This is a genomic window from Verrucomicrobiales bacterium (genome assembly GCA_016793885.1).
Taxonomy (GTDB): Bacteria; Verrucomicrobiota; Verrucomicrobiia; order Limisphaerales; family UBA11320; genus UBA11320.
Window position 1 is genome coordinate 60,767 of the sequence record JAEUHE010000103.1, and the last position, 25,840, is coordinate 86,606.

23 protein-coding genes and 1 other RNA gene are annotated in these 25,840 nt (G+C 59.2%); 10 read left to right on the forward strand and 14 right to left on the reverse strand.

What is annotated here, in order from left to right; all coding sequences use genetic code 11:
* The first annotated feature begins 103 nt into the window (after window positions 1–103).
* Entirely contained in the window at window positions 104–856 is a 753-nt protein-coding gene (locus JNN07_11750) for a hypothetical protein (GenBank protein MBL9168407.1), read from the forward strand.
* 57 nt (window positions 857–913) lie between these two features.
* On the opposite strand, the gene JNN07_11755 is transcribed toward JNN07_11750, so the two are convergent.
* Window positions 914–1,612 carry a class I SAM-dependent methyltransferase gene (locus JNN07_11755; protein ID MBL9168408.1) on the reverse strand — a complete coding sequence of 233 codons (699 nt, stop codon included), beginning with the start codon at window positions 1,610–1,612 and terminating at the stop codon, window positions 914–916.
* Window positions 1,613–1,846: 234 nt separating this feature from the next.
* On the opposite strand from JNN07_11755, the gene JNN07_11760 reads away from it, so the two are divergent.
* Complete coding sequence (locus tag JNN07_11760) at window positions 1,847–3,178, forward strand: hypothetical protein (GenBank protein ID MBL9168409.1); 1,332 nt, start codon at window positions 1,847–1,849, stop codon at window positions 3,176–3,178.
* Between the two features lie 152 nt (window positions 3,179–3,330).
* Here JNN07_11760 and JNN07_11765 read toward each other — a convergent pair whose 3' ends face one another.
* The gene (locus JNN07_11765; GenBank protein MBL9168410.1) at window positions 3,331–4,554 is read right to left on the reverse strand and encodes an ATP-binding protein; all 1,224 of its coding nucleotides are present in this window, start codon (window positions 4,552–4,554) and stop codon (window positions 3,331–3,333) included.
* A 748-nt stretch (window positions 4,555–5,302) separates the two neighbouring features.
* Here JNN07_11765 and JNN07_11770 point away from each other — a divergent pair.
* Window positions 5,303–5,734 (forward strand): gamma-glutamylcyclotransferase, encoded by a 432-nt coding sequence (locus JNN07_11770; GenBank protein ID MBL9168411.1) that lies wholly within the window; start codon window positions 5,303–5,305, stop codon window positions 5,732–5,734.
* Here JNN07_11770 and mfd read toward each other — a convergent pair.
* On the reverse strand, window positions 5,709–9,341 hold the full coding sequence (gene mfd, locus JNN07_11775; protein MBL9168412.1) for a transcription-repair coupling factor: 3,633 nt from the start codon (window positions 9,339–9,341) through the stop codon (window positions 5,709–5,711). The two genes, JNN07_11770 and mfd, sit on opposite strands and share 26 nt — an antisense overlap.
* Window positions 9,342–9,851: 510 nt before the next feature.
* Between mfd and JNN07_11780 the strand changes: the two genes are divergently transcribed.
* The 3 genes from JNN07_11780 (at window position 9,852) to JNN07_11790 (ending at window position 12,082) form a co-directional block, all read left to right on the forward strand.
* Window positions 9,852–10,307 (forward strand): DUF393 domain-containing protein, encoded by a 456-nt coding sequence (locus tag JNN07_11780; GenBank protein ID MBL9168413.1) that lies wholly within the window; start codon window positions 9,852–9,854, stop codon window positions 10,305–10,307.
* Complete coding sequence (locus JNN07_11785; protein MBL9168414.1) at window positions 10,304–11,284, forward strand: glycosyltransferase family 9 protein; 981 nt, start codon at window positions 10,304–10,306, stop codon at window positions 11,282–11,284. Before JNN07_11780 ends, JNN07_11785 begins: the two co-directional genes overlap by 4 nt.
* A gap of 72 nt (window positions 11,285–11,356) precedes the next feature.
* A complete protein-coding gene (locus tag JNN07_11790; protein ID MBL9168415.1) occupies window positions 11,357–12,082 on the forward strand; it encodes a DUF554 family protein in 726 nt (241 codons plus the stop codon).
* On the opposite strand, the gene JNN07_11795 is transcribed toward JNN07_11790, so the two are convergent.
* From JNN07_11795 to JNN07_11845, 11 genes are all read right to left on the reverse strand, one after another.
* Window positions 12,044–13,054, reverse strand: coding sequence for a metal ABC transporter permease (locus JNN07_11795; GenBank protein ID MBL9168416.1), 1,011 nt, complete (start codon window positions 13,052–13,054; stop codon window positions 12,044–12,046). The two genes, JNN07_11790 and JNN07_11795, sit on opposite strands and share 39 nt — an antisense overlap.
* Window positions 13,054–14,532: a metal ABC transporter permease gene (locus tag JNN07_11800; GenBank protein ID MBL9168417.1), complete on the reverse strand. Its 1,479-nt coding sequence runs from the start codon at window positions 14,530–14,532 to the stop codon at window positions 13,054–13,056. The genes JNN07_11795 and JNN07_11800 overlap by 1 nt, the downstream gene beginning before the upstream one ends.
* On the reverse strand, window positions 14,529–15,344 hold the full coding sequence (locus JNN07_11805; protein ID MBL9168418.1) for a metal ABC transporter ATP-binding protein: 816 nt from the start codon (window positions 15,342–15,344) through the stop codon (window positions 14,529–14,531). Before JNN07_11805 ends, JNN07_11800 begins: the two co-directional genes overlap by 4 nt.
* A 396-nt stretch (window positions 15,345–15,740) precedes the next feature.
* The gene (hprK, locus tag JNN07_11810) at window positions 15,741–16,688 is read right to left on the reverse strand and encodes an HPr(Ser) kinase/phosphatase (GenBank protein MBL9168419.1); all 948 of its coding nucleotides are present in this window, start codon (window positions 16,686–16,688) and stop codon (window positions 15,741–15,743) included.
* 13 nt (window positions 16,689–16,701) lie between these two features.
* Window positions 16,702–17,460, reverse strand: coding sequence for an LPS export ABC transporter ATP-binding protein (gene lptB, locus JNN07_11815; protein MBL9168420.1), 759 nt, complete (start codon window positions 17,458–17,460; stop codon window positions 16,702–16,704).
* Between the two features lie 23 nt (window positions 17,461–17,483).
* Window positions 17,484–18,260: a hypothetical protein gene (locus JNN07_11820; protein MBL9168421.1), complete on the reverse strand. Its 777-nt coding sequence runs from the start codon at window positions 18,258–18,260 to the stop codon at window positions 17,484–17,486.
* The gene (locus JNN07_11825) at window positions 18,257–18,760 is read right to left on the reverse strand and encodes a hypothetical protein (protein ID MBL9168422.1); all 504 of its coding nucleotides are present in this window, start codon (window positions 18,758–18,760) and stop codon (window positions 18,257–18,259) included. The genes JNN07_11820 and JNN07_11825 overlap by 4 nt, the downstream gene beginning before the upstream one ends.
* A gap of 51 nt (window positions 18,761–18,811) precedes the next feature.
* On the reverse strand, window positions 18,812–19,636 hold the full coding sequence (kdsA, locus tag JNN07_11830) for a 3-deoxy-8-phosphooctulonate synthase (GenBank protein ID MBL9168423.1): 825 nt from the start codon (window positions 19,634–19,636) through the stop codon (window positions 18,812–18,814).
* Between the two features lie 111 nt (window positions 19,637–19,747).
* A non-coding RNA gene (gene ssrS, locus JNN07_11835) (6S RNA) lies at window positions 19,748–19,930 on the reverse strand.
* Window positions 19,931–20,041: 111 nt separating this feature from the next.
* Window positions 20,042–20,569, reverse strand: a complete 528-nt coding sequence (locus tag JNN07_11840) for a hypothetical protein (GenBank protein ID MBL9168424.1) — start codon at window positions 20,567–20,569, stop codon at window positions 20,042–20,044.
* 299 nt (window positions 20,570–20,868) lie between these two features.
* Window positions 20,869–21,273 carry a thioesterase family protein gene (locus tag JNN07_11845; protein MBL9168425.1) on the reverse strand — a complete coding sequence of 135 codons (405 nt, stop codon included), beginning with the start codon at window positions 21,271–21,273 and terminating at the stop codon, window positions 20,869–20,871.
* Between the two features lie 133 nt (window positions 21,274–21,406).
* On the opposite strand from JNN07_11845, the gene JNN07_11850 reads away from it, so the two are divergent.
* The 4 genes from JNN07_11850 (at window position 21,407) to JNN07_11865 (ending at window position 25,413) form a co-directional block, all read left to right on the forward strand.
* A complete protein-coding gene (locus JNN07_11850; GenBank protein MBL9168426.1) occupies window positions 21,407–21,655 on the forward strand; it encodes a type II toxin-antitoxin system prevent-host-death family antitoxin in 249 nt (82 codons plus the stop codon).
* 15 nt (window positions 21,656–21,670) lie between these two features.
* Window positions 21,671–22,105 carry a type II toxin-antitoxin system VapC family toxin gene (locus JNN07_11855; protein ID MBL9168427.1) on the forward strand — a complete coding sequence of 145 codons (435 nt, stop codon included), beginning with the start codon at window positions 21,671–21,673 and terminating at the stop codon, window positions 22,103–22,105.
* A gap of 91 nt (window positions 22,106–22,196) precedes the next feature.
* Window positions 22,197–23,819, forward strand: coding sequence for an ABC transporter permease subunit (locus JNN07_11860; GenBank protein ID MBL9168428.1), 1,623 nt, complete (start codon window positions 22,197–22,199; stop codon window positions 23,817–23,819).
* A gap of 304 nt (window positions 23,820–24,123) precedes the next feature.
* Complete coding sequence (locus tag JNN07_11865; GenBank protein ID MBL9168429.1) at window positions 24,124–25,413, forward strand: PQQ-binding-like beta-propeller repeat protein; 1,290 nt, start codon at window positions 24,124–24,126, stop codon at window positions 25,411–25,413.
* The last annotated feature ends 427 nt before the right edge of the window (window positions 25,414–25,840 follow it).

A 25,840-nucleotide genomic window follows, 5' to 3' on the forward strand; every position in this document is an offset into this window, starting at 1 on the left:
GAAATAGAATGCACTCGGCCTAAGGTTCGCCAAAAGCAGCGACTTACAACCCGAGTTGCAAATGCTTTGACAGTGACCCGCTTATGATTCTTGCATATCAGAAATGCATATCAACACGCTAGCAGACCGTTTGAGGTCAACCTTACCCAAACCCCTGTGGGAGTGTCTAAGAAAAGCATCCAACGCCGTGTTAGGACCTCTGCATTTCAGCCTCGAGACTGGGCATTTGCGCAGCTGCCTGGCTAGCAAAGCCATGACTCGCCAAGGCGAGCCCATCCCCTGGTTCACGTATTCTGCCATCCAGTTCCTGATGATGAAGAACCTATCCAGTAAGACACTCCTTGAGTGGGGAGCCGGGCAATCAACTTTTTTTTGGGGGAAACGATGCAAAAGTGTAACTTCTTTCGAAGCAGATTCTGATTGGTTTCGAAAACTGCAGCCTTTGGTACCCTCCAACGTGGAACTACACTTAGTCAAAAACGACATCTCTGATGTAGACCATTTGCTTGGGACAAGGAAATTTGATCTCGTTGTATGCGACGGACTCGATCGCTACAAGTGTGCTGAAAGGTCACTCCAACTATTGAATGCAAACGGTGCAGTGATAATTGATAATTCCGATGGCAATCAAGGCCCCAAACCAGGCTTCGGGTTTATCGACCTGTATAGAACGGAAGGCTATTCCCGAATAGACTTCTATGGATATCCCCCTGGCAATACGGTTCAGCAATCGACCTCGATCTTCTTTAAAGGCGATTGCTTTCTTTTTGCCGGCGAGGAGGCTCCCTGGGCGCCACTGTCGTACTGGGAATACTCGCCTGAAATTCAAGCCTCCTGGCAGACTCCTAGTGTTTGAAGTTGAGATCGTCCTGACCAGAAAACTAGGACTCGCTCGGTAAGCTGCGCTGGGTGCTCATCTCTTCACCATCAGACATTGGGTGTCCCAGAGTTCGATGAGGGGTTCGGGTTTGTCGACGAAGAACTCACTGTACGCTTGCCGGACGCCCGGGCACTGCAGATACCGGTAGTCGTGCGATACGATCATCCCTCCAGGAGCCATCCGCGGATAGAAAAACCTCAGGCCATCCAACGTGGACTGGTAGATATCTACATCCAGATGCACGAACGAGAATCGCTGAGCGTCCGTCGGCAATAGTTTGGTCGTCTCCGGAAAGAACCCTGGACAGAAGTGCACTCCACTCTGATCTTCCATCAAACGCTGAACATCCCCCAGCCGAGTCTCAGCAAAAGTCCCCGCGTGCACTTTGTCCACCCCCGCCTTCACCTCGGGCATTCCTCCAAACGTATCAAACAGAAAAAGCCGACGCTTGCCCTTCACCTGACTCAGCAGCCGCGACGTCCCCCCGAGATAAACACCCACCTCTGCGACGTCCCCCTCCACACGGGCGGTCTGAGGGCACAGTTGCCACAGGTTGTATGCCTCATTCACGGACTGGATGATCACGCCCTGCTTTTGAAGGCGGTTGAATAGCTCTAGAAAAGCAACATCCTTCTGAATCGTGTGATAACGGCGGCTTCGGATGGAAACCGAATAACTCGGTGCCCGTCGAAGGAGCAACAGCTCTAATTTACATAACCAGCGATCAATCATGGATGCGTTATCAAATAGGATTGCTCACGGCTAGGCCCCAGGCAACGACGAAGTTGCATACTTTCCGTAACATCAACTCTAGAGGCGCAGACTCTTCGTAACATGTTTCACCATGTTTAATTAAAAAGTGAACATCGCAACCGACCAGGCTTGATTTGATGCCCATGAGCTGCGATAAGTTATTCGAACAAGGAGTGTATTTCCATCGAGTATAGACAATACCCACTAAGCACTATGAAGCAATTCTTAGCAGTAACGACGTCGCTGATCATGACCGTTGGAGCCTTCGCAAGTGAGCCGGCTCCTTCGAACATCCGGGTTTGGGGTAACAACTCGCAAGGTCAGACCAATTTGCCATCCGGCCTACCCAAACTAAAGGCTATAGCAGCAGGCACAGGCGGACACGTGCTTGCTTTAACGACTAGTGGAAACGTTATTGCATGGGGCTACAACAACGACCGACAAACCGATATCCCGCCGAACCTCGACAACGTAACCGCCATCGCCGCGGGGGTATATCATTCGGTGGCGCTAAAAAGCGATGGGACGGTGACCGCTTGGGGGTTCGGCCCCTTTGGGCAACTCTCTCCGCCGAGTGGACTCTCTAACGTCGTCGCAATCGCAGCGGGGTATGGGCATACGGTCGCGCTAAAGATGGATGGCACCGTAGCCGTGTGGGGATTAAGTGAGAACGGCGAGTTGGCGGTACCGCAGGGACTTTCCGAAGTGATCGCGATCGCGGCAGATGGCGCACACTCCTTAGCCCTAAAAAAGGATGGAACGGTGGTTGCCTGGGGATGGAATTCTGAGGGCCAATCCGTTGTTCCAACGGGGCTAAGAGATGTGATCGCTATAGCTGCAGGCCAAAGTCATAGTCTCGCACTAAAAAAGGACGGGACGGTTGTGGGTTGGGGAGGCAGCGGGGCTCGTAATGTACCTGGCAACCTCAAGGGTGTTGTCGCCATCTCCGCCGGATGGGATCACAGTGTAGCCGCCACCGCTGACGGAACGGTTGTAGCTTGGGGAAACGGATCCAACCTCAACGCGAAGTTGGATGAAATGATAATAGCCGTCGAAGCCGGCAACTCCTTCAACGTGGTGCTGACGGGTGAAAAACCGGTAATAAGCCGTAGAGCGATAGCTACCGCGCAGGTCGTAAATGGGTTTCTTGTGGGGATCAATGTAGTTGATGGAGGAAGCGGATATTCGGAGGTCCCGTTTATGCGTATCGTGGATAGATTTGGTTCGGAGGCCAAAGCAAGAGCGATAATCCAGGATGGAAAGATCACGAGGTTTGAAATCGAAAACCCCGGTCGTGGGTATTCAGAGTCGACGGTAATCAAAATCGCATCTCCACCTCATGCTCCGAAGCTGGAGATCCAGACGAAGCGAGTGACAGTGACTTTGCATGTTGTCCTGGGCCACCGTTACCAAATCCAGGCGTCAAACGACCTCGCAATCTGGAACTCCGTAGGGGAACCTTTTATTGCGGAGGATGAATCAATCACCAGAGATTACGACACGACGGAAACCGGCCTATACTTTCGGGTGTCGGAGGTTCCTTGACATCGGTTCGCAGCCTGCCCAGGACACATGAGCAATCCCCTCTGTGACCTCTGCGAACTCTGTGCGAGAAAATCGGAGGCCGTGGCGAGGGCGGGAAGCCTTCTCACGGCGGCTCCTACACCCCAAAGGGGCTACGATGACGAGACAGACCTTCAAACCAACTGTGAAAGGAACGTCCGCGCAGGAACCACCACCGGGGTACGAACCTGAAAGCAGTCGGCAGGCTCGTAGGGCAGATCGAGCACCACTTGAAACGCGTGCGGGACCTTCAGTTGCTCCTGATAATAGGCAAGTGAGGGAGAAAGCTTCATCTCAGCATGCTTCACCTCTACCAGAAACCACGGCTTCCCATCGCGGACCACCAGGAAATCCACCTCCCGTTGCTGCTTGTCCCGCAAATAGCGCAACTCGAAATGCCCCAGACCAAGATCATTCCACATGTCCACTGCCTTGAGCAAATGACAGGCGATGAAGGTTTCCGAACGAAAACCGATATCAGAAATTTCAGCCCAATCTCGGAGAAACCACCGAGGTTCCTTGCGTAGGGCCTTGGCCACGTTCCGAAACCACGGCCTCACCAGGAAGCCATAGTGCAACGAGGACAACGTTTCCACCCAACGCCGGACCGTGTCCACACTGGTCCGAATCTCGGTTGCAAGGTTGCTGTAGATCAACTGCCCCCCCGAGCGCCCAGCCAGGAGCAGCGCAAGGGACTCCAATTGCCCAAGTTCCTGCACCCGCGTCAGGTCACGGACATCTTCACGCAACAACTGCTGACGGCGCAGGTCCTGCCAACGTCGCGAAAATCGAGGATCGCGCTTCAAGAAAGGTTCCGGGAACCCACCATGTGTCCAAAGCGCTTGCCAGAAACCGAGCGGGAGTTCCTGCGGAGTACGAATGGGAACGGTTGGGACGTCGGTTCGGATCAACTCGCCGACCGACAGCGGATGCATGTGGAACAGAAAATACCTCCCCATCAGGCTGTCCCCACCCCGACGAAAGGTGTCGAGACGAGAGCTTCCGGTCACCAAGATGTGGGATCTCTCGCCATACGTGTCGAAGAAGCCCTTCAGGAACATCTTCCACTTCCCAAATCGGTGCAGTTCGTCGAACGCAACAATCGGAACTTGCGCATGAAGCCGCTCCATGCCAAGCCGCTCGGCGGTCGCCTGGGGACCGGACAGTATCGCGGCACGATGATCGGGGTTGTCCCAGTTCAGAACCCTCTCCGCTCCTGCCATCGCACGACAGACGGTGGTCTTTCCCACTTGGCGAGGTCCGGCAACCAACGCCATCTGCCGATGGGCAGAAAAGTGGTCGGCCAGGATCTTTTCATAGATGCGTGAGCAAGTCGGCACAGGAGACCATTTGTCCATAAATCGTAAAATAGTCCAGACCATTCTACGATTGACCGTCGAATGGTCCTGGGTGGGGAAGCCTTCTCACGGCGGATTGCACATTGCTCATTTCACATTGCACATTGGGGACGGGAAATGGGCCGACACGGCTCTCTCCGGGGATCTTCGATCGCCCGGCTAATCTCTGTGAACCCATGCGGGTTCCGCGACCCCAGCGAAAAATGAGCGATGAACCATTCGCCATGCGTCATCTCCGATCCCCCTCCCCGATCCTTCCGCCTCCGCGAACTCTGCGGACTCTGTGTGAGAAATCGGGGGCCAGGGCGAGGGGGGGAGGAATAGCCAAGGGGACGGCCGAAGGTATCACACGCAGCCACCAAGGCACGAGGAGATCTGCTCCCCAAAAAGGAGGGACCTTGCAACAGGGACTCCCGCATTAGCCGCAAAGAACGAGAAAAGACGAAAGAAGCGGACGGATACAGGGTGGGGGGGCCTGGACTCAAAACTTCTTTCGTCATCTTTCGCTTCTTGCGGCTAAAGGAGCGGTACGAACCTGAAAGCAGTCGGCAGGCTCGTAGAGCGGCTCGAGCACCACTTGAAAAACGTGTGCGATGTGTGAAGGAGAAAATGGAAGGTGATAGGTGCCGGGTCCCCATCGCATAGCGGTTCGAAAACTGGGGTCCCTTCCCGTACCAGTCGGTGGTCCGCTTTTTCTTCTCTTGCGCTGCGGATTGTGAGACCATCCTCAGCGATCGCGAAACCGCGTATGAACGAAACGGACTCCAGCACGGATCTTCTCTTTGTTTACGGCTCCTTGCTTCCCGAAGCCCCACACAGCCGTCACCACTTGCTCGGACCCGTAACCCCTCTCGGAAGCGGATATTTCCACGGCCGACTCTTCTCCTTGGGAAATTATCCGGGCGCGGTGACATCCCAACTCCCCCCAGACCAAGTTCGTGGCATCGCTTACCGTTTAACTCAGCCGCTGGAGTCGCTCCCTCGTCTGGACCGCTACGAGGGTTTCGTTCCCACCAGCCCCGAAGGATGCGAATTCATCCGAACCACAGTGCGGGTGCGACTCGATGAAGGCGGCGAATTGATCACTTGGACGTATCTCTACAACCTGCCGGTGGACGGCTTGAGGCTCATCGAAGGGGGGGACTACCTCCGCTTCAGCACGTCAGCAGGAGCTTCTTAATCTCCTTAAGCCGGGCGTCCGCGGTCTTCTTGATCAGGCGTGGGAACATCCCCCCCAGCAACACATAGTCGCCACGCCGCTTGAGCATCAGCTTTCCCGACTTGGTTTCGATGCTGGTCAAGTCCTTGTCGGCGGCGAGCATCTTGAGTTCCTGGACCTGAAACAACAACTGAACCGCTTCCGGCCAGGGACCGAATCGATCGCGGAGTTCCTGATTCAGCCGGTTCAGCCCGGACGAATCCACGACTTGGGCTAGCTTGCGATACACCTCAATCCGCTGCTTGGAGTCGGAGATATACTGCATCGGGATGTAGGCGGGGCTGCGTGGCTCGGGTTCCGACGCTTTATCTCGATCCGGGTCGGGAACCGTCTCGTCCGAATAGTAGGTTCCCACTTCGCGCGGCACGGAGATCTCGATCTTCTTCTTCGATCCCGCCCTCGGCTTGGTTTCGGTGGCAGCCGCCTCCCGCTCCTCGGCGGGGTTCATGGCCAGAAAATCGAGTCGGATTTGCACCTCCACGCGCGGCCGCACCTTCTCCCCTTTCAAGGCGGACACGCTCTGTTTCAGCAACTGGCAGTACAGCTCGAAACCCACGGCGGTGATGTGTCCGCTTTGTTGCGGTCCCAGAAGATTCCCCGCCCCGCGAATCTCCAGGTCGCGCATCGCAATCTTAAACCCGCTCCCCAGGGAAGAGTATTGCTTGATCGCGCTGATGCGCTTGCGCGCGTCCGTGAGCAGGCCGGCGTGACGAGGCAACAGCAGATAGGCGTAGGCTTGATGCTTGTAGCGACCAACCCGGCCGCGGAGCTGGTAAAGATCGCTGAGACCGAACCGATCGGCTCGATCAATGATGATGGTATTGGCATTGGGAATGTCGATGCCGCTCTCGATAATCGTGGTCGACAACAGGACATCGGCCTCCCCATTCACAAAGGCGGTCATTACCTTTTCGAGGTCGTCCGGGTCCATCTGACCATGACCGACCAGGATCCGGGCATGCGGGACCAGGGTTTTGAGCCGGGTCCCAACGGCTTCGATGTCGAACACCCGGTTGTGGAGGTAGAAGACCTGACCCTGCCGATTGATCTCCCGCTGGATGGCGTCCCGCACGACTCGCTCGTCGTACTGGCACACGACCGTCTCCACCGGAAGCCGATCCTGGGGCGGAGTTTCGATCGTGCTCATGTCCCGCGCGCCCGTGAGTGCGAGGTACAAGGTGCGCGGGATCGGCGTCGCGCTCAGCGTCAGAACATCGACCAGCCGACGCAGAAGCTTGAAGCGCTCCTTGTGCATCACGCCAAAGCGCTGCTCCTCGTCGATCACCACCAGGCCCAGCTCCTTGAACTGAATGTCCTTTTGAACCAGTCGATGGGTGCCGATCACGATATCAACGCCCCCCACCGCCAACTGTTCGATCACGTGCCGAATCTCCTTCGGGCGACGAAACCGCGAGAGCAGCTCCACGCGAACCGGATAATCGGCCATGCGTTCCCGAAAGGTGTTGTAGTGTTGTTGAGCCAGGACTGTCGTGGGAACCAGCACAGCTACTTGCTTACCGCCCATGACCGCCTTGAACGCCGCGCGAATGGCCACCTCGGTTTTACCGTAGCCAACGTCTCCACAAATCAGTCGGTCCATGGGCTTGGGCAATTCCATGTCCCGTTTGGCATCGCGGATCGCCTTCATCTGATCGATGGTTTCCTCGTAGAGAAACGATCCTTCGAACTCTCGTTGCCACGTGTTGTCCTCCGGGAAGGCATGCCCGGTCTGAGTCTCACGCGCCGCCTGGAGGGAGAGCAACTCCGCGGCGAGATCTCGCACCGCATCTTCCGCCTGGGCCTTGGCTTTGGCCCACCGAGTGCCTCCGATGGTGTTCAGCGGAGGCCTGGCCTTGCCGGTGCCCACATACTTACTCACCAGATGGGCTTCGCTCACGGGCACATAGAGCTTGGGAGCTGGCTGACCGTCATCGGGCGGAGCGTACTCGATCACCAAGCACTCGTCCCCGGTCGATTCGGCGGGGTTGGATTGGCGGTGGCCCCGACCGTCGCCAATTCGCTTCAGGCCTTGATAGCGGCCGATGCCGTATTGCACATGAACCACGTAATCGCCTTCCTCGAACTCCGTGAAGTCGATATCGAGGGCGGATCGGGTAGCGGCGGCGTGGGGAGACTTAAGCCGGCGCGGCCGCTGGACCTTGTAACGGCCAAAAATCTCGGCATCGGTCACGACGACCGTCGATGCTTCGGTCAGGAGAAACCCGCGCGCCAAGCTGCCAAGATGAATCTCGGGCCGAGCCGGCTTCTTCGACGGGGACCCCTCATCAAATCCGTAGTCCTGCCAGATTTCCTCGAAACGTTGCCGCTCGCCGGCATTGTTGCAAAAAACATGAACCTGGTAACCTTGCCGCAGCCAGCGATGCAATTGGTTGAAGAACTCTTTCCTCTGGGCCTCGGCGACAGGTGCCTCGGGGAGCGAGTTGGTGATCGGCCGGAACGCTTCGAGGCTTTGAAACTCGGGCCCGGCCTCGGCACCCGCTCCGACTCCGCTCTCGAGCTCGCTCTCAGCTTGGTCCCTCAGCTCGACCCGGCAAACACTCCGGCGATCCAGCTCGGCCTCCAGCTGATCCCAAGGAAAGAGAAACGGATCATCTCCCGGCAGCTGGTCCCGGTACAGCGCGGCATGTTCAGCCAGGCTTTCGGGTTCGCAGAATAGAAACAAGGCTCCCGCCGGGAGATGCTCACAAAGGCTGCTCAACTCGGGCCGGGGCTTGGAAGCTTCACCCGCCTTGGCTTCCGCGTGCTCACGCCATTCGCGTTTCAGAACCCCCAGCTCGCCGGCGGGAGGCAAGGTGATCGACTCGATCGATTCACGGGAGATCTGGGTAACCGGATCGAATTGACGAAGCGACTCCAAATCGTCGCCAAAGAATTCGAGGCGAACAGGCCAGGGGCTGGTCAGAGGAAAGAGATCCAGGATTCCCCCGCGAAGCGCCAGCTCGCCTTTATGGTTCACCTGCGCCTCGGGTTCGTAGCCCTGAGCTTCAAGCCATTCAATGAAATCGAGCAGATCCAACCGATCCCCTCGTTTGACCGTGCGCGACCGTTGGCTAATAACCTGCGGGGCGAAGGTCCGCTGCTGCAAGGCGACCACATTGGTCACCACGACCGGAGCGGGATCGCCGCTCGATCGGGGGGTGTTGAGGGCAATGAGGGTTTCAAGCCGCTCGCTGATCACGTCGGCGTGGGGCAACTTGGATTCATGGGGAAGAATCTCCCACGCCGGAAAAAACAGCACCGGATGGGCCGTGCCGGGGCCTTGCGCGACAACGGGGGGCGAACCGAGCGGGACCACGGGAGTTTTAGGCTCGGGTGAACGCAGCCAGGTCTGGAGATCTTGGTGGAAACTTTCCTGCGACTTCAACCCATCGGCAACGACCACGATAGGGCGAGCAGGAAAAAGAGAGGCCAGGAGGGCGGCGAGGAACGGTTGCGCTCCGGGCGGAACGCGCTTCAACGACAAAACACTCTCCTTCCCGACCTGTTTCGCCAGAGCAGAAATGGAGGGGATCGCAGCGATGGAGGCAAACAAGCCCCCGTTTGCCAGCCGGGATGTGGGTTTGGCCAAGCGCTGGCAACTTTCGCGACAGCCGCGCGAGGAGTCAATGGGATCCTGGGGGATTTTGGATTGGCGATTGGCCATTGGCGATTGGCGACCCTAACACCTACTCATCACCCAGCTCACGTTCCGGCCCGGGAGGTGGCACGCCCTTCGGGGTGCGGCCGAAAAAGGGGGAACGAGATTCCGGGGATCTTCGATCGCCCGTCTAATCTCTGGGAACCCTGCGGGTTCCGTGGGAAAATGGATACCCGGCATCCGACATCCGACACCTAAAACCCTCCCCGTGTGAGACCATTGGATGCCCGCTGTGCTCGGGACCGGGAAATCGTCCGTGGATGGACGACGCTCCAGGGGTACGGGGGGACGAATAGGATTGCGATGAGGAGGGGTGCGGGAAGCGGTCTCACGTCAACAACTCGTCACTCATCACTCGTCACTCATCACTCTCTCTGAGTTGACAGCGGATCGATCGCACACAACAGTGAGAGGGATCGGATGACCATGTCTCAGCGCCAGACGCATCTAGTTCTCTACGACGACAGTTGCTCGCTCTGCACCTTTCAGATGCGGGTGATCACCTGGTTGGATTGGTTTAGCTGCGTGAGCCTCGTCCCAATCTCACATCCCACTACCGCCACACTCGCTCCGGATCTGACGCCGGCCGCTTTGCAGGAAGCCATCCATTGCATCACCCCCGCGGGACGAGTTTATCGTGGAGCGCGGGCGATCCGTTTCCTCAGCGCTCGCATGCCGCTGGCCTGGCTACTGGCCCTCGTTCTTTGGATCCCTGGAGTGATCTGGGTGGCGGAGATCATCTACCGCTGGATCAGCCGCAACCGCCACCTGCTCAGTCGCTTCTTCGGCTGCCAGGGCGCATGCACGATCATGCCGGTGCGGGACCGCGTTAACGAGCGTGCCTACGACGCTCCACCCCCCACCCCACGAGCTTGAGCGCTCCCTCCAACCAAATTCTGGTGGTGCGAGGCGGAGCAATCGGTGATTTTATTCTCACACTTCCCGTCTTTAGCGCTCTCCGGAATACGTTTCCAGGAACTCGATTGGAAGTTCTGGGATATCCGCGCGTCGCGGAACTAGCGCTCAAAGGCGCGCTAGTAGACGGAGTCCGCGCGCTGGAGGACCGTCCGGTTGCCCGCTTCTTTGCCCGCAATGCGGAACTCGACCCGGAGTGGCAAAGCTACTTTGGATCCTTTGCCATCATCGTTTCCTACCTGTTTGATCCGGATGGTATTTTCGAAGCCAACATCAAACGCTGTTCCAAGGCTCAGTTCCTCAAAGGTCCGCATCGACCTCCCGACTCCGGCCCTCGTCACGCCACTCAGGTCCTCCTCGAGCCCTTGCAACGACTGGCAGTCTTCGACGCAGATCCGGTGCCGCAACTGCAGCTCAGCCCCTTCGGACGAAGAACCCTGGTGCCTGGCTTGCCAACCCCCGCCGAACGAGGCACGCACTCAGAACTTGAGGCCTGGGTTCAAAGTGCGCCCACCCTGGCAATTCACCCCGGCAGTGGCAGCGAGACCAAGAACTGGCCTCTGGCCAGCTGGCAGTCCTTGCTCAAGTCCGTGTCCACTCACACGGCTCTGCAGGTTCTGGTGGTGGGCGGAGAAGCGGAAGGAGATCGGCTCGAGCAGGTGGCCGCTTGGCTGCCCGCCGAGCGGCGTCGGGTAGTCAGAAGCCTCCCTCTAGCCGAGGTCGGAAAGCTGCTGAGCATCTGCGCCCATTTCCTGGGACATGACTCCGGGGTGTCGCACCTTGCCGCCGCCGTGGGATGTCCCTGCTCCATCCTGTGGGGCCCAACGGCCGAGGCAGTCTGGCGTCCGCTCGGCAGCCGCGTGCTCCTGCTCAAATCTCCGGATGGGCTGGCTCAGCTTTCTCCAGGCACGGTCTTCGAAGCCTTGCGGGAAATTTGATCGGAGAATCCACGATTGCTTTCGCGTTGACCGGGCTGGCACCCTGATCCCAGTTGATCCAATCAACTGGGCATGGAGATCGTCGGAACCATTATCAACGGAGTGGGCATACTCGCCGGCGGCATCGCCGGCCTGTCGATGCGCGGCACACTCTCCGCCGGGAGGCAGGAGACCTGCAAAACCGTGCTGGGGTTGGCAACCATCGGAGCAGGCCTTCATCTAACCTGGACTCACCTCAACGGCGGCTTCTGGAGCGTGCTGAAACAATTCACCATCGTCATGATCGCCATGAGTTTGGGCCGCCTGGTGGGCCGCCTGCTTAGGCTGCAGCGCGGTTCGAATCGACTCGGCCAGTTGGCCAGCGAAACGATGGAGAAAGTCTCCCGCACGCGAACGTTTTCATTCGGCGATGGTTTTATCGCCTGCACAATCCTGTTCTGCGTCGCACCCCTGTCCATCCTCGGCGCCGTTGAGGAAGCGCTGACCGCGAGCTGGTGGAGCTACCTGATCAAGGCGGGGGTCGACGCGCTGGCGGCAATGGCCTTTGTCGGGATTTTTGGCCGCGGCGTGCTGCTGGTTATTGTGCCAGTCGTCGCCTGGCAAGGTTCGCTCACACTCGGGCTTCGGGTTCTCCAACCTTGGCTCCTGCAGCAGGGCCTGGTGGACTCCGTTCTAGCCACAACCGGATTGCTGCTCTTCTCAGTCGCCCTGCTCATCTTCCAGGTGCGCAAAGTGGCGGTGGCGGATTATCTCCCCAGCCTAGCTTTGGCTCCCCTGATCTCCTGGTTCTGGAGATAGTGAGTTGAGGGCCGCTCCCTCAGAGCCGGCACGCGTGTTGGCTCGCCGCTGCGCCCAGCGGGTGATCAAGCCGGAAGTTGGGCTGGCCAGCCAGGCCAGCAGAAAGAGACCTCCGCCCGCCACCACCATCGCAGCGGCCACCGAACACTCCAGCCACATGGCCAGATGGAATCCCAGCAGGGTGCTCAGGGCGGCATGGATCACCGTGCCCCACAACACCCGCGGCAGGCTGTGGGTCAGGAGCAGCAGCGTGGCACCTGGCACGATAAGCATCGCGATCACCAGAATGGCGCCCGCGGCTTCGAACGCGCTGACCACCACGATCGACAACCCGATCATCAGCGCATGGTGCACCCGACGCGTGTTGATGCCCAGAGACACCGAGAGCCCGGGATCAAAGGAGCTGACCAGCAGCGCCCGATAAAACAAGCCGATGCCGAGCGCCGTCAGCCCGGCCACCACGCCCATTCGGATGACGGCCGGCGGAGCCAGCGCTAAGCCGGCCAGACTGACCGGCTCCGCAATCCCCACATGGGTCATGTCCCCGTAGAGCACGCAGTCCTGGTCCAGATCCACCTTGTCGGCGAACAACGTGATGAGAATGACCCCCACGGCGAAGAGGGTGGAAAAGGTGATTCCGATGGCGGCGTCCTGTTTGACCCGCGACTTCTCGTGAATGAATTCAATGATCAGGGTGGTAACCATCGCCGCCACCAGGGCTCCAGCAAACATGGCCCAGGTGCTGCGGGTCCCGGCGAGGAGGAAGCCTCCCACCAAGCCCGGAAGCACGCTGTGGCTCATCGCATCGCCCACCAAGGCCATGCGACGCAAGATCAGAAAAACCCCCAGAAGGCCGCAGGCGGTGGCGGCAAAGAAGCCCATCAGCACCACCGCGATGGTGGATGGAAAGGCGGATGTCCAGGGTTCCACCAGGACGCTATACCAGTGAAATTCAGGAATGAGGGTGTTCATTATCCGTAACCGGGTGAACGTCCAGATCGGGTGCGCCCGGCGCTGCCCCGCTGCAGATCCGCCAGGGTGGGAATCCGTCGGCCATGCGGATCCACCGTCGCATACTCCAGCCTTCGCTCCAGCTCGCGGACTGTCTCTTCACCGAGCACATGCTCGATCTTCTCCGCGTCTTCATGGACATGATCCGCCGGGATCTGGGCCGCATGCGTCAGATAAAGCTCCCAGAGCCGATGGTTGCGGACGATCGCACAGGCCATCTGCCACCCCTCGGGGGTCACAAAGATGATGTTGCCCTCCTCATGCAAGGTCGCCAGATGATGCCGCCGCAGGGCTCGTGCTTGAGCACGCGCTTCCTCAACCGTCTCGCGACGACGTTCGGCCAGCTCCCGCAGCGAGACTCCCTCCCCACCCTGAAAGTCCCGCCCCTCCAGCACGTGATAAATCGATTTGAGAGTGTTTTCCCTCTGGATGCGGCTGGCGCGGGACTGATGCCTCCACACCTTGGCCACCAGGCCATGTTTCGGACCAAAGAGGAAGGCCAGGGTAAACACCAACGAGGCTCCCAGCACCATCAGCGGCCCCGTGGGCAGATTGTTTCCGAGAAAGGACAGGAAAGCTCCAAAGCTGCCGGCCCCCATCCCAAAGATGGCGGACAGCAGCAGCATGCGATGCATCCGGTCGGTGAGCAGGTAAGCGGCGGCGGCCGGAGTGATGAGCATGGCCGAGACGAGCACCACTCCGACCGCCTGGAGCGCGATCACAACGGCGAAGGCCAGCAGCAGCATCAGGGTGTAATGAATCGCGCGGGCGGGAAATCCCGACGCCTGGGCAAAGCCGGGGTCGAAGCTGGTGACGAGGAACTCTTTGTAGAATGCCACGATGACACAAACCGTGATCAGCGTGATCCAGAACATCAGCGTGATGTCCCGCGCGCCCAGGGCGGCGGCTTGACCGAACAGAAACTTATCCAGGCCACTCTTGTTGCCGGTAGGCAGACGCTGAATCATGGAGGTGAGGCACATTCCCACCGCGAAAAACACCGCCAACACCAGTCCCAAAGCCGTATCTTCCTTCAGCTTGGTGGTCTGTTGGATCAGGCTCACCACGACCGTGCCGAGCAGGCCGGCGGCCACCGCGCCGATAAAGATGGCCCAGGGGTCCTTGTTCAAATTCCACAGGAACCCCAGCGCGACGCCGGGAAGAACCGCGTGGGAAAGCGCATCCCCCACCAAGCTGAGCTTGCGCACCACGAGAAAACTTCCCAGCAGCCCGCAACAGAGCCCGAGCAGGATCGATCCAAACAAGGCATAGCGCACCGCTGGATCTTGAAAACTGAAGAATCGGACCGCCTGGTCCCAAACGCTGAGCGGGGTAAGATCTCCGATTCGAGCCGCCCAAGCGGCGTCCTGGGTGATCCACAGCAGAGCCACCACCAACCCCCACCGGCCCATCGCCGTCAAACGAAGGCACGCTCTCATTGACTTCGCGCCCGCACGGCGTCGGCAACCTCCGACAGGATGGTCAGCCGTCCGCCGTAGGTTTTCTGCAGCAGCTCGTAGGTAAATACCTGCTCGGTGGGTCCAAACGCGACCAAGCGCATGTTGAGCAGAATGAGCATGTCGAAGTAATTGCGGGCAGTGGGCAGGTCGTGGTGAACCACAAGCAGGGTTTTTCCCGCCGAACGAAGTTCATGAAGGAGCGTGATGATCGCAGCTTCCGTCGCGGCATCCACCCCGGCAAAAGGCTCGTCCATCAGGTAGAGGTCACTTTGCTGAGCCAGGGCCCGCGCCAGGAACACTCGCTGCTGCTGGCCCCCGCTCAGATTGGCGATCTGGCGATTGGCATAGGGAAGCATCTTCACCTTCTCCAGACAGTCGCGCGCGATGTCGTAGTCCTCCGACCGCAACCGCTTCAACAGGCCCAGATGCCCGTAGCGTCCCATCAGCACCACGTCCATGACACTGACCGGAAAGTCCCAGTCCACCGATTCCTTCTGCGGGACGTATCCGACGCGACGCAGATTCTCGTTGGCCGGCTTGCCAAACACTTTCACCCAGCCGCTGCTCAGGGGTAGCAAACCCATGACGGCTTTGATCAGAGTGGATTTGCCTGCTCCATTCGGGCCCACGATGCCAACCAGCTGCCCATGCGGCACTTGAAGGTCAATGCCCCACAACACCGGCTTCTTTTGGTAAGCCAGTGTCAAATCGTGAACCTCCAGCGGTGGCGGCTCGGAAGTAGCTGGCTCGCCGCCCCGATCCGCCAATCCAGACTGTGTGGGTGCACTCATTGGCTGGGAACCGTGTTTTAATTAGCTATCAAAGTTAGATTAGACTGTATTTTTTCCTGGCCGGCAGTCAATGGGGAAAGGGGAAGAGAGGTTGGGGGCTTTGAATTGGGTGAGATCCGGGTGTCTTGCAGGGGGATACCCGACTCCGTCTGGTTTTGAAAAGCTGTAGAGGGCTACAGCACTCCAAAAGGTGTAGCCGCCTCGCGAAGCGTCTTGGAGTGCGTGCACCCCTGTGCCGCTTTCCCCCCCGACGGAGTCGGGATCCCCGACTCCTCCCCCTTCTTGGGTTCGGTTCCGGGTCCCCCTTCGCGTCCACTGCGTCCGTTGCGGTTTAAAAAATCGGCCCCTTTCCGTCCCGGCCGGGAAAAAGGGTTGAACTGCGAAGTGCGGCCGAGCTCAGAGACCGGACGACGGGCTCATTTGGGCGAGCAGGCGTTCGTTCAGCTCCTTGGCCGGATTGTAGCCTGAAGACTTGAGCTTGGTTTGGAAGGCCGCCACCTCGACGAGCCGGGCAATGTCACGTCCAGGCCGCACCGGTATCGTGATATGCGGAATCCCAACGCCTAGGATTTTCACATGCTCATCCTCCATGCCCAGACGATCGACATCCGGGACCTCGTTCCACGTTCGCAGCGACACCACCAAGTCCACCCGTTTCTGGCTTCGGATGCTGCGCACGCCGAACATCGCCGCGACATTGATGATGCCGATCCCGCGAACCTCCATGTGATTGCGCGTCAGCTCAGCGCAACTCCCGATCACTTCCTTTCCATCCAGCAGTGTGACCCGCGTGATATCGTCCGCCACGAGGCTGTAGCCTCGCTCGATCAGGGCCAGCACGCACTCGCTTTTTCCGATCCCACTCTCCCCCTTGATGATCACTCCCATGCCCAAAATGTCCACCATACTGCCCATCTCGCTGCCTCGGGAGGCGAAAAGATTCTCGAGCGCCAGGGTGGCCAGATTAATGAACTTCATGGTGATCATCGGACAGACGAACACCGAGATGTCGGCCTCCTCGGCGAGCTTCAGGAAAATCTTGTCGGGATGGAGATTCCGGCTGTAGACCACGCAGGGGACCTTGGCGGAGAGCAGGATTTGGTATCGCTTGATCCGCTCGTCCATGGGTAAGGACTTGAGGAACGTGGCTTCGGCGGCACCGATCACCTGAATCCGCAGCTTGGCGAAGTACTTGGTAAAGCCGGCCAGCGCGAGACCTGGACGATTTACGGTCGGCTCCTTGATGAGCCGTTTGAGTCCGCCGGCGCCCGCGACCAGTTTCAGGCCCCAGACCCCCGTGTTTTCCGTGTAAAAGCGCTCGACCGTTACGGGTTGCTGTTTCATTCAGAGTGACCTTCTACATGTTAAACTCAGGCCCGAGATAAATCTCGCGAGCCTTGGGATCCTGCAGCATCTCCGGCCCACCTCCTTCATACACCACCTGCCCCTTGTGGATCAGATAGGCCCGATCCACCAGCTTCAAGGTTTCGCGCACATTGTGGTCGGTGATCAAAATGCCCAAGCCCCGGTCGCGCAGCCGACGCACAATCTTCTGCACCTCATAGACCGCAATGGGATCAATGCCACCGAATGGCTCATCCAGCAACAACAGCTTGGGGCTGGTCACCAGCGCGCGGGTGATCTCCAAACGCCGCTTCTCGCCGCCGCTCAGCTGATACGCCATGCTGGATGACAGACGGGTGAGATCGAGTTCCTCCAGCAGATACTTCAAGCGGATCGCCCGCTCCTGACGGTTCATCTGGCACGTCTCCAGGATGGCCAACAAATTCTGCTCGACCGTGAGCTTGCGAAAGACCGACGGCTCCTGGGTGAGGTAACCGACCCCGCGTCGCGCTCGCAGATGCATGGCCTCGCGCGTGACATCCTCGCCCAGGAAGTTTACCGACCCCGCATCAGGGCGAACTCCTCCCACCACCATATTGAAGGTGGTGGTCTTGCCAGCCCCGTTGGGTCCCAGCAGGCCCACAATCTCCCCCGCGTTGACATGGATGGACACACCGTCCACCACCCGTCGCTTGCGATACTCCTTCCTGAGGTCCTTAGTGGAAAGCAATCCACCAGAGCGAGCTCCGCCTCCCGACTCGGAGGCATCCAGGGCGTAGAGGAGTGGCAGGGTATTCACGGCTTGGGAGGGGTGTTGGTGACGGTTGAGCTGGCTGCGGACTTGGGCGCATTCGTGCCTCGGAGCAGATCCGCCACTGCCGCCTGACCTCCCGGACGCGCGATCATGCGGATTTTCCCGGGCGCCTCGAATGTCTCGGTTGCCCGGCTGTAAATGATTCGTTCATCGCCCAGCAGGATACCCGAGGGCATCTCGACGATCGGACTGCCAGTGATAACCACGATGTCGTTCGTCGCGTTGTAAACCGCCCGGGCACCCTTCACGATTTGAAGTCCCTTGGTGTCCTTGATGGTGATGACCACGTTGGTCAGCGCGATGATCTCGCCGATCTTCTCACCGGGGGGAGGAAGAATGGTGGTTAGCCATTCGCAGGAAATGGTGGTGCGCGGGTCATTGGCCGGGTCCTCCACCAGGACATTCTTCCGATAGATCACCCGGCCGGTTTCCCCATTATACTCAAATCCCCCGTCGCTCTGGATCGCGACCGATCCCCGCGGAGTGAACGCCGGCTTGGAGGCCGGCTTAGCGGGATTGGAAGGGGTAGAGGCGGCGGCGGGGCCGGACACGGCTGAGGCCGGAGGTTCCACCGGAGACGCCGGTGCGGCCACTGTCGGGGTCACCGGAGGGGACTTAGGCTGGGCTTCTGGAACCACCTGGGGCGCAACCGGCTTGGGGGCGGGCGGCTTAGGGGCAAGGTTTTCGAAGCCCGCCGCGCCGGCAGGCTGCAGGCAGGCGACATACAGTCCGGCCAAAATTAGGGTCAGGCGCATCATGGTCTGGGAATATCAAGCTGCATCAGGTCGCCGCGAATGACGGATTTCACGCGGTTCGAGATAATGAGCACGCTATTGGTTTGATTCCAGTGAAACCCGACTCCTTCGAGAATGAACCGTCCGTCGCCCAGCTGAAACTTCAAGGGGTCAGCCGAGTAGGCGGTTCGATTGACCCGGTCGGCGTAGCAAGACTCCGCCGTGGCGGTCAGGTTGGTGAGTCCGGATTCCAGATAGGTTTCGATGGTCATCCGACGGATCGGGATCGGAGTGCGCAAATACTCCGCTTCCCGACCGTGCAGCAGGGCTTTCGGCCGCTGCGAACCTCGATAGTAGTCGAAGATCCTAAAGTCCTTCTGAACGACGGATCGTTGACCGGTCTGGATCTGCGCGGCGATCAACACCATGGTGTAACTCAGGGACAAAACCAGCATCACAACCAAAACCCGCCAAGGGGAGGTTTGTTTCAGCAAACGCAGGGCTGACCGGGATCGGAAACGCATCAGCGTGAGTCGATTGTCATGGGTTGGCGTGATCGGGAAAAGCAGCCAGCGCTAGGCGGACCCGACCACTCGATGGAGCTTGGCCAGTACGCCCAGCAGCTTGGCCATGTCCGCCAGCGGCACCATGTTGGGACCATCACTCAGGGCCTTGTTCGGTTGGGGATGAGTCTCAATGAAGAGGCCGTCAGCTCCGGCAGCCACGGCGGCCTTGGCAAGCACCGGCGCGAACTCCCCCTGCCCCGAAGACCGATCACCACCCCCTCCGGGCAGCTGCACCGAATGAGTCGCATCGAACACCACCGGAAACCCGAACGTCTTCAGAATGGCTAGGGAGCGCATGTCGACGACCAGGTTGTTGTACCCGAAGGTGGTGCCTCGTTCCGTCAACAAGAGTCGCTTGCCACCTGCCTCCGCCGCCTTCATGGCCACCCGCCCCATCTCGGCCGGCGAGAGAAACTGGCCTTTCTTGAGGTTCACGATCGCCCCGGTTTTAACGGCCGCGTCGATGAGATCCGTCTGCCGACAGAGGAAGGCCGGAATCTGGAGGATATCGACAACCTTGCCGGCTGCGCTCGCTTCTGCCTCGGTATGCACGTCTGTGAGCACGGGAACTCCAACCTGCTCACGCACGCGCTGTAAAATCTGCAACCCGCGCTCGATACCAGGCCCGCGAAAGGACTTGCCCGAGGTGCGATTGGCCTTGTCGTAACTGGCCTTGAAAACGTAATTGATCCCCAGTCGGGCGCAGGTCCGGCGCAGGGAGTCCGCGATCTTGAGGCATAGAGCCTCGCTTTCGATCACACAGGGACCCGCGATCAAAAAGAGTCGTCGCGGATGGCGGAGAGCCTTCCATGGAGACGTGGCAGCATTCGGCATCGCCGAAGTTCTAGCACGTTCGCCGAATCGAGCAAGCTCGGCGAATCACAGCCCGGGAGGCAGGCCGCCGAAAACAAAAAAGCCCCGGCATGAAAACTCATGCCGGGGCAAAGAAACCCCACCGTAATGCCGTGTGGAACAGCTCCTTTGAACTGCCTGGTGAAACAGGTGGAACCGGGTCGATGGCGTTTGACTTCCAGTTAAGGCCTGTCGGTGGCCACAGACTTTGAGGTTCCGATTTTTTTAATTACGGTCCAAGGACTTTGTTTCGAATCACGAACATGGCAGGGTAAATTGAACGATCGACTTCGCAACAGGGCGTCCTCATCGATCAGTAAACCCTTTGGAAAAGAACAGGCGCTGTGCAGCGCGATGACTGGAATATCGGTCCGATCGGCGAATCTCTCAAGCTGATTTTTGAGGATTCGCTGGTGAGGCCTTGGCCTGCTCAAAGTGCCGGACCTGGGCCGCCTGAAATTGACGAAGAAAGAATTCGGGCGACGCCGTGTCTCGATCATACCCCGCCCCGCGTTCGAGCAAGGTGGTGAACAACAAACCCACCGGCGCATCGGGAAGCTCAATCACGGTGCCGTCGGGCGGAACATGCCAGGCATCCATCCCCGGCTGATTCACCACGCTAATTCCGTACACATCATCCAACTGGCAGCACAGTTCCACCGGAACCGCCGGCGTCACCGGCAGGTGCAGCAGGGCGTAAAAATGGGCCAGCGGGAAGAAGAAGGCGCTGAGTTCGCAATGCTTCCGCTGTCGGGAGCGAAAGGCCCCAATCTCTCGAAATCCCAGGCTGCCGAGCTCGAGCTTGATCCGAGCCACCGGCTCCTCGGACTCCCAGGCATGGGCCGAAGTGGGCTCCCAGATGAGCGGCCGGGTTAACGGTGCATCCGGAGGTGCCCCCTGACGAACTTTGTCCATGATCCAACCCAATCCCATGCGTCACCTTGCTCTAAATTGAGACGGTTTATCCGGCTGTCGCCCGGAACATCGCCTCATTCTATCGGAAGTCCCTTCAAAGAACTTAAGGCGAGCACCCTGAGCGGAGCGACTTCCCATGGACCAGGCCTCGTTACCTCGGCTCCTGCACTTCGGACTGTAGGGGACAACGTAAGGAGTCCTTGGAACCACCTATTACTCTTGAGGCCGGATCGATCTTCGAACGTTCGCCGAAGCCTTCTTACGTCGGCTCCTACAACCGAATAGGGGCTTGAGGAGGTTTATCGTACCGCTGCGGATTTGCGGGCCACACGGCGCGCGAAGCTTTCCACACGGATAACCGCGCGCTTGTGCAGCCCGCGAGCGATGAGCTCATGTTGATCGCGCACCTCGGTGGTGAAGTCGAGAAAGACGCCTTCCGCGCCAATGAGCCGGGTTAGGATGGTCACCGATGCTCCCAGAGGAGTGGGAGCCAAATGTTTGATGTCCACCTCCACCCCGACGGTTCGCTCGTTAGATTCAAGAAAGGGATACAAGGATTCACGAGCGACCCGCTCGATCAATCCGATCATCTTGGGAGTGCTGAAGACAACCGGCATGCCGTCGGATGCAAAATCGATGACATGTTCCGAGCCCACGGTGAGTTTCAGTTCACCCACCAGTCCGAATGGAGGCCGCGTCTTCATAAGGATCCATCAGAGCGATCCGACGCGCGACAGTCAATCCCGGCGGAGGCCATCATGACAGCTGTAGGAGCCGAGGATCACGAGGCTAGCCGTGGTTGACAAACGGTTCAATGTGTCACATTTTATGTGTCACATGAGAACGGCCACAATTCGTCAAATCCGCCACGACTTCACCACCGTGCTCAACTGGGTGGAGGAGGGCGAAGAAGTCGAAATCAGTAAGCGCGGCAAGATCGTCGCTCTCATTACTGCCCCTCCGAAGCGAAAAGCCGTTCGACCGAAGCCGCGCCCCGACTTCGCGGCGCGCCTCAAGCGCATTTACGGTGACAAGGCGCTGTCAGGAAACATTATCGTTGAGGAACGAAACTCTCGGCCTTACTAAACATCCAAAGGATGTATGAGCCCCTATGCCGACACCAGTTTCCTGGCCGCAGTTTATTCGCCCGAGGCCGACTCCTTAAAAGCACTTGGTCTCATGCAGCGTCTCCGGCAACCACTTCCCTTTACCCCGTTCCACCGGCATGAGCTCAGAAATGGGATCCGCCTCCGTGTGTTCCGCAAGGAACTGAGTATCGAGCACCGCCAAGCGGCGTTCCGTTCGATCGATGCGGATCTGGAAGAGAGCATCTTGATCCACACCCCAATTTCGTGGACTGACACATTCCGCCAGGCGGAACGGCTCGCCGCAGCCCATACCGAGACCCTCGGTTTTCGCAGCTTTGACTTGATACATGTGGGACTTGCGCTGGTTCTGGGCTCGACAGAGTTCCTGACTTTTGACATGCGACAAGCCTCGCTCGCCAAAGCCGCAGGTCTCAAAGTCAGGCCGTAGGGATGCTAAGTCTGGGAGCCGTTTGTTTTCGCCTTCGCCTGCCAATCAACGGGGGGCAGGCGATTCTTTCGAACTCAACCCCGGGATCCTGATGACCTTCCTACCCATCGTCGAACGGGAACTGCGCGTCGCTTCGCGGCGAGCGGGAACTCATTGGATGCGGAGCGGGGCGGCCTTCGCCGCCATCGCGATCGGAGCGATCGTCTACGTGACATCAGGGCAACAGGCAGCCGCGGGGATCGGCACCATGATTTTCTGGTCACTCACGACCGTGGCCGGACTGTTCTGCCTCATCGCCGGAGCGCGCAGCACCTCGGACAGCCTCAGCGAGGAGAAACGCGACGGCACGCTGGGACTCCTGTTCCTCACGGATCTTCGGGGCTATGATGTGGTGGCAGGAAAGTTTGTCGCGGGTTCCATGCATTCGCTCTACGCGTTGATGGCCACGCTCCCGACGCTCGCCCTGCCGCTCTTGATGGGGGGCGTCACGGCGGGTGAATTCTGGCGTGTCGCACTCGTGCTGTTGAACACGATGTTTTTTTCCCTATCGGCGGGCATGATCGCCTCAGCCGTGACAACTCACGAGCGCCACTCGGCCGGCTTGTGCACGGGGATCGTCCTGTTCTTCGCGGCGGTGCTCCCCTTGATCGGGGGAATTCTCGGAGCCTACTACAATTGGAGTCAGCCGCCTTACGCGTTGATACTGCCCAGCCCGGGTGCCGCTTACTTTTATGCCTTTGCCGCAAACTATCCCAGCCATGAGGCAGCCTTCGCGGTTTCGTTGCTGATTACTCATGTGTGCGGCTGGCTTTTCCTCATCAGTGCGGGCTTCATTGTGCGAAACTCCTGGCAGGACAAGCCGCCAGCGAGCTCAGGATGGAGGTTCGGCGCGAGATGGGTCCAGTGGTCGTTGGGCAACTCCGTGCAGAGAGCCAGACATCGCACGCGACTACTGGAGGTCAATGCCTTCTATTGGCTGGCAGCGCGTTCGCGCATTAAGCCCGCCTTGGTGTGGGCAACCATCGCTCTGGCAGGATCCGGTTGGATTCTGGGGTGGGTGAAGTATGACGGCTATTGGCTGGAGCCGACCACCTACATCATCACCGCCTTCCTCCTGAACTCGATTCTGAAGGGCTGGCTGGTGAGTGAGACGTGCCTTCAGCTCGCCGAGGATCGGCGCACGGGGGCCTTGGAGCTGCTCCTCTCCACCCCTCTGGAGGTTGCGGACGTGATTGAGGGACAATTCCAGGCGCTGCGCCGCCAATTCTTGGGCCCCGTGGTTTTCGCTATCGTTCTTGCCCTCTGTTTCCTGGGAGCAGGGCTGCGTCATCCCGACATGATGGGCGAAAGGGGGTTGTGGTGGGTAACGTGGATTGCCAGCCTGCTCGTCCTCCTCACCGATCTATGGGCGGTGTTCCACGTCGGCCTCTGGCAAAGCCTGACCACAGCCAATGCGAACCGGGCCAACTCGGCCACCATGATGCGGATCCTGTGGACACCCTGGATCATCTGGGGTGCAGTCCTGTTCCTGATCGCGACCCTTACCGAGAGAGCTCATTACGGGGAGGCGATCTTTCTGTGGCTATTCATTAGCCTCGCGGTGAGTCTGGCGTTCGGATTCGCCGCCCGCCGAAAGCTGCTGTCCGAGTTTAGACAGGCGGCCACGTTACGCTACCTTCCGCGGGCTCCGCTGTGGAACCGACTTTTCGGCTGAACGTGGATCGACCCGTCGACGGAGCAGGACGGCTCACCCCTTCCTTCTCGGTGACCTCTGCGGACCCTGTGTGAGACTATCGGGAAGAACGAGCTGGCACGCCCGGCGGGGTGCCCTAACCGAAAACGCTTTCCCCGGGGATCTACGATCGCCCGGCTAATGTCGGTGACCTCTGCGGGTCCGGGAAGCACGATGGAAAGTAAGCACTGTGGTGTGGTTGTCCTCGAACGATTCTCCAGCCCACGCTACAGCAACAGATTTGTTGTGACATCGATCGGGAGATGGGCGTATCAAGATGCAGTTCATGAACCTATTCCCGCGATCTCATTCAGCCAGCCCGCTGGTCTGCCTGCTGGGTTTCCTTCTTTGCCTCGTCTCAAGCCGATGCGGGGCAGCGGACTGGCCGCAGTGGCGAGGAGTTCAACGTGATGGCCAGGTCGCAGGGGAAGCCCCACCCGCAAGCCTGAGCGCAGACCTCAAACCCCTCTGGCGACTTCCGGTCGGCCCTGGGCTAGCGGCTCCGGTTGTAGCCGGAGATACCCTGGTCTATCTGGATGAGCAGTCGGGACAGGAGACCGTTCACATCGTCTCGGCATCCAACGGAAAGGTACTTCGCCAGACTTCCTTTGCCGAAGGGTTCGGCGATGAATGGGGCCGAGGACCTCGCTCAACACCCGTTCTCGACGGAGACCGGGTGTATGTCCAGTCCTGCATGGGCGAGTTTCGCTGCCTGAACCTGAGCGACCTCTCGACCCGGTGGCGCACGCACTTTGAAAAAGACTTCGGGGTCATCTTCGTGGGCACAAAAGTTCTGGAGGGAGCCGCCATTCGACGGGGGCACAATGGATCGGCGGTCATTGATGGCGACCGCATCCTCGTACCGGTGGGCAGCACCAATGGGGCGACCTTCGTGTGCTTTGACAAGCGCACTGGCACGGTTCTCTGGAAGTCGATGAGCGAGGAGACCGCCTATTCCAGCCCGGTCATCTCGACCTTGGCAGGGATCCGGCAGCTCGTGGCGCTTACGGCAGATTCTCTGGTCGGGATTCAGGTGGAGACCGGCAGGCTGCTGTGGCGGTTTCCCATCAAGACAGCGGCCAAGCGGCATGCGCTCACACCAGTGGTCCTGGGCGACGACCGGGTCGTGGTCGCCTCGCACAGTTACGGGATGGTCTGCGTTCAGGTAGTGAAGTCAACAGAATCCCTGACGGTAAAGCAGCTCTGGCTGAACCGTGAACTCAAAGTCAATCTATCGACTCCAACTCGATCTGGCAGCTCGCTATTTGGATTCGGCGGAACCACTGACTATCTCTGCATTAACCCGGACACGGGCGCGATCCGATGGTCTCAACCTGGTTTCGGCAAGGGTGCCAAAACGGATTTTGTGGCGACCATAGCGGTGGGCGACAAACTCATCACCCTCAACGAAGCCGGCCAACTATCGCTTCTGGCAGCGTCACCAGAGAAGTTTGAAAGCCTCGGACAGGTCCAAGTGTGCGGCAAAACCTGGTCGCATCCCGCCTACGCTCGTGGCCGCATCTATGTGCGCGACGGACGTGAGCTGCAATGCTTCGCACTGACGGACTCTAAGTAGTCAGACTGAGTTGGCCCACCCCGGCTCGGAGTCGGGGTGGTTCTCGCAGGCCGACGGCCTCCCAGTGAACCCAGCCTCGTTACCTCGGCTCCTACAATCGGGACTGTAGGGAACTCCTCGGGGGCGGTAAATTCCCCCTGCGGTCCTGAAGACTGACGTCGTCCCCTACAGTCCCTCTTCAGATCCGTGTGGTCCGCGTGGTCCGTGGGCAATATGTCCCCTGTCCAAGATGTGGCATCGCTGCGCGATGCTCTTGGTTTTCAGGGGATCCATTCCGGGGATCTTCGATCGCCCGGCTCATCTCTAGGACTCCCACGGGGGTCGAGAGACCAATGGCAAAAAGCTTCATAAGACTCGTGAGCTCGACGGAGTCTATCCGCCCCCCAAGCCTCGCCCGGGATTAATTACAACCAAGAGAGGGGGGGTG

Excerpts from the sequence above, each read along its gene's own strand:
- JNN07_11750 (MBL9168407.1), top strand. The coding sequence starts at position 104 with ATGCATATCAACACGCTAGCAGACCGTTTGAGGTCAACCTTACCCAAA.
- JNN07_11755 (MBL9168408.1), bottom strand. The coding sequence starts at position 1,612 with ATGATTGATCGCTGGTTATGTAAATTAGAGCTGTTGCTCCTTCGACGG.
- JNN07_11760 (MBL9168409.1), top strand. The coding sequence starts at position 1,847 with ATGAAGCAATTCTTAGCAGTAACGACGTCGCTGATCATGACCGTTGGA.
- JNN07_11765 (MBL9168410.1), bottom strand. The coding sequence starts at position 4,554 with ATGGACAAATGGTCTCCTGTGCCGACTTGCTCACGCATCTATGAAAAG.
- JNN07_11770 (MBL9168411.1), top strand. The coding sequence starts at position 5,303 with ATGAACGAAACGGACTCCAGCACGGATCTTCTCTTTGTTTACGGCTCC.
- JNN07_11780 (MBL9168413.1), top strand. The coding sequence starts at position 9,852 with ATGACCATGTCTCAGCGCCAGACGCATCTAGTTCTCTACGACGACAGT.
- JNN07_11790 (MBL9168415.1), top strand. The coding sequence starts at position 11,357 with ATGGAGATCGTCGGAACCATTATCAACGGAGTGGGCATACTCGCCGGC.
- JNN07_11795 (MBL9168416.1), bottom strand. The coding sequence starts at position 13,054 with ATGAACACCCTCATTCCTGAATTTCACTGGTATAGCGTCCTGGTGGAA.
- JNN07_11800 (MBL9168417.1), bottom strand. The coding sequence starts at position 14,532 with ATGAGAGCGTGCCTTCGTTTGACGGCGATGGGCCGGTGGGGGTTGGTG.
- JNN07_11805 (MBL9168418.1), bottom strand. The coding sequence starts at position 15,344 with ATGAGTGCACCCACACAGTCTGGATTGGCGGATCGGGGCGGCGAGCCA.
- hprK (MBL9168419.1), bottom strand. The coding sequence starts at position 16,688 with ATGAAACAGCAACCCGTAACGGTCGAGCGCTTTTACACGGAAAACACG.
- JNN07_11820 (MBL9168421.1), bottom strand. The coding sequence starts at position 18,260 with ATGATGCGCCTGACCCTAATTTTGGCCGGACTGTATGTCGCCTGCCTG.
- JNN07_11825 (MBL9168422.1), bottom strand. The coding sequence starts at position 18,760 with ATGCGTTTCCGATCCCGGTCAGCCCTGCGTTTGCTGAAACAAACCTCC.
- kdsA (MBL9168423.1), bottom strand. The coding sequence starts at position 19,636 with ATGCCGAATGCTGCCACGTCTCCATGGAAGGCTCTCCGCCATCCGCGA.
- JNN07_11840 (MBL9168424.1), bottom strand. The coding sequence starts at position 20,569 with ATGGACAAAGTTCGTCAGGGGGCACCTCCGGATGCACCGTTAACCCGG.
- JNN07_11845 (MBL9168425.1), bottom strand. The coding sequence starts at position 21,273 with ATGAAGACGCGGCCTCCATTCGGACTGGTGGGTGAACTGAAACTCACC.
- JNN07_11850 (MBL9168426.1), top strand. The coding sequence starts at position 21,407 with ATGAGAACGGCCACAATTCGTCAAATCCGCCACGACTTCACCACCGTG.
- JNN07_11855 (MBL9168427.1), top strand. The coding sequence starts at position 21,671 with ATGAGCCCCTATGCCGACACCAGTTTCCTGGCCGCAGTTTATTCGCCC.
- JNN07_11860 (MBL9168428.1), top strand. The coding sequence starts at position 22,197 with ATGACCTTCCTACCCATCGTCGAACGGGAACTGCGCGTCGCTTCGCGG.
- JNN07_11865 (MBL9168429.1), top strand. The coding sequence starts at position 24,124 with ATGAACCTATTCCCGCGATCTCATTCAGCCAGCCCGCTGGTCTGCCTG.